At 44.4% G+C, this 2,669-nt stretch carries 4 protein-coding genes; 1 reads left to right on the top strand and 3 read right to left on the bottom strand.

Annotated elements, in window-relative coordinates; translation table 11 throughout:
* Positions 1-21 precede the first annotated feature (21 nt).
* From GF309_05200 to GF309_05190, 3 genes are all read right to left on the bottom strand, one after another.
* A complete protein-coding gene (locus GF309_05200; protein MBD3158167.1) occupies positions 22-912 on the bottom strand; it encodes a hypothetical protein in 891 nt (296 codons plus the stop codon).
* Positions 912-1,136, bottom strand: a complete 225-nt coding sequence (locus tag GF309_05195) for a hypothetical protein (GenBank protein ID MBD3158166.1) — start codon at positions 1,134-1,136, stop codon at positions 912-914. The genes GF309_05200 and GF309_05195 overlap by 1 nt, the downstream gene beginning before the upstream one ends.
* Positions 1,137-1,359: 223 nt before the next feature.
* Complete coding sequence (locus GF309_05190; GenBank protein ID MBD3158165.1) at positions 1,360-1,956, bottom strand: hypothetical protein; 597 nt, start codon at positions 1,954-1,956, stop codon at positions 1,360-1,362.
* Between the two features lie 194 nt (positions 1,957-2,150).
* On the opposite strand from GF309_05190, the gene GF309_05185 reads away from it, so the two are divergent.
* On the top strand, positions 2,151-2,618 hold the full coding sequence (locus GF309_05185) for a winged helix-turn-helix transcriptional regulator (protein ID MBD3158164.1): 468 nt from the start codon (positions 2,151-2,153) through the stop codon (positions 2,616-2,618).
* Positions 2,619-2,669 lie beyond the last annotated feature (51 nt).

Here is a 2,669-nt window from a genome sequence, read left to right as displayed (position 1 = left end):
GCAGAGCACATATAAATCGAACTAGGGACTTGTCGCAGCTTTGTTCCTAGAAAAGAATCTCCCGGCTTCAACCTTGTGATTACCAAGTCCTAGTTTCTTTGGACTTACTCCCATTGCATAGGCTAGCAGTTGAGGGTAGAAATACACTGGTTTCTGCATACTCTCTTCTATTTGAGCAATCCAAGTCAGAACTTCTTGCGTTGAATCTAGTTGCGTGAAACAGCTGGGACACATAACAACGAAACAGTCCGCATCTACTGCATTGAGATTACGTACCTTCTCAGCTACTGCATCCAGCGCAAAATCTCTATCCACTGGATTTGCATAAACGAAGCAACAAAGATTCTCTTCATCATAAGGCACAACCTCCGCCCCCAATGCTTTCAGCAGTGTTTGCAAGGAGGTGGGATTGTTCACATCATCGAAACGATGAAGTTCCTCAAAGAGGTGACAGCCATAGTGAACCGCTACGCGCATATTTTCCAGAGGTCGTTCTACGCTTGTTCGAATCCTCTCTGGCCCAATATCTTCGTAAAGCACGCGAAGAACACTCTTTACTTCGCTACTCCCCTTGAATTCCTTCCCAATCTCATTTAGAGCCTCATTTGCCCTTCTTCTAAGATTTGCATCAGACTTCAGACGGGTGTTAGCTTTCAACAGGGTAGCAACACAGCCACTACAAGGGCTGACCAAATCTTGACCAAGCTCTTCAGCTTCGCAGATATTGCGAGCAGCTACATAATATCGGGCTTCCTCATTGACCAATTCAAAAGAAAAAGGAGCTGGACAACAGGTGCTTTCACCGAGGTAATTCATAGTGATTCCAAACTCCTCTAATACCTCTAGAAGCAGCTTCTCATACTGGGGATATGTGGCAGGAATAACACAACCCGGGAAGAATGCATATTCCATTACTGCTGGTCACATCCGGATTCATCCTTGGGAAATCCAGCCTTACTGATTAGGAAGGCTAGCTCATCAACATTACGCTTCATAGCAGGTAGGCCTAGATTCTCTCTTTCTTCTCGTTGGCTGTCCCGTAGTGGCAAAGTACCCCCTTTCTGAAGTATGGTCATTGCCACTTCTCTTGCATGTTCAATGAAGCTTCCAAAACTAGCTGTGAGATAATACTCCAATGGACTGGCACTAGGGTTCTTCTTCTTTCTTAGTCTGAAGAGAATACCTGAAATCCGCCGCCTAAGATGCAGTTTCCTTCACCCCGCTTCTGAATACTGAGAGCTGTTATATATTCATCTCATATCGCACGATATTGAATATTATTCAACCAAATACGTACAAACACATCAAGTATTTCAACATTGCGTCACGCCCTCCTGAAGATACTATGTTTCACGAAGCTCAACGTCGAGGCATGCACACGATTTCCTTTATTTTCAGTTTGAAGAAACTGTTCATGTGTGCCGGGCGAAGAACAACAGCAGTATCGGCACCCCCACCAGTACCTGCTATACACATTACCTCGACTCCTTCTCCACAAGGGACTTCTCCGCTATCCGCGGCCATAATGGCGATTTCAATACAGACTTTCACGCCGCATCCAAAAAGAGAACGAAGAGATTCCGCAATAGCTTCAGTATGGGACACACCACCAAAACGATTGCGAACAGAGCGCTCTAAGCCAGATAGCATATGAGATTGAGTCATTACGTTAGCATCCTCCTCTCTCAGCTTCTCGAGGTATTCCTCCTCCATCAACCATTCTCCCTCTTCCTTGAAACCATAATGCTCAGCTACAACAGTCACATCGACGTCAGTATTCGCGAATATCCGATGAGCCAATAAACCGGTCCTTCCAGTGGTTGTTGCCACAAGCACATTCTCGATCCCTAGATCCAGAACCCTTTCCTTTGCCAATTGGAGGGTTTTCTCGGTATTCTGCGAGCCGGGTTGTTCAAAGTACGTAATTTTTGATGATTTGCATTCACTGCTAGGCATGGCCATTTACTCCTTTCAAATTCGTCTAATAGGCATCTGATAAACTCTCTGAATAAGTTTCAGCTTTCTATAATTCTTTTCAAAAAAGAGTTAAAAGTCACCGACTCAAGTCTTAGAAACGGTTAATACATATCAGCTTCTTTGAAAACCCACCTCAAAGGGGTAGTAATCAAAGAAAACGAGGGGAACCGTCTATGCACAAGCTAGATGAAGTTGACAAACAAATACTCCGCAGTCTTCAGGATGACTGCAGGATTTCATTGAAGAAAATGGCCAAGAAGGTTGATGTTGCTGTCTCTACAATACATTATAGAATAGAGAAGCTACAGGAAGCAGGAATAATATCAGGGTATCACGCGATTCTAGACGAGGATAAGCTCGGATATGATTTCCAGACAGTGATTGCTGTCAAAGCCCGGCATGGCCCAAAATACAGTGGTCTCGGAGAGAAATTGGCAAATCTACCATGTGTCTCTGCTGTATATTGGCTCCTAGGAGATATCGATTACTGGGTGTTGACCAAGGCTAGAAATAGGGATGAGCATCTCGAAGCCCTTGAGGCACTAATAGATATGGAGGAAATCATGAGCACAGTAACATACGTCATTTCCAAAGTAATTCTTGAGAAGCCCACAATTGAGATTCACGATGATGATCCCTAGTAACGGTCTCAGCCCTTCCACCATATCTGACCTCAGCTCAAAACATAGGTC

The sequence above is a fragment of the Candidatus Lokiarchaeota archaeon genome, assembly GCA_014730275.1.
GTDB lineage: Archaea > Asgardarchaeota > Thorarchaeia > Thorarchaeales > Thorarchaeaceae > WJIL01.
This window is presented reverse-complemented; position numbering and strand designations above follow the sequence as displayed.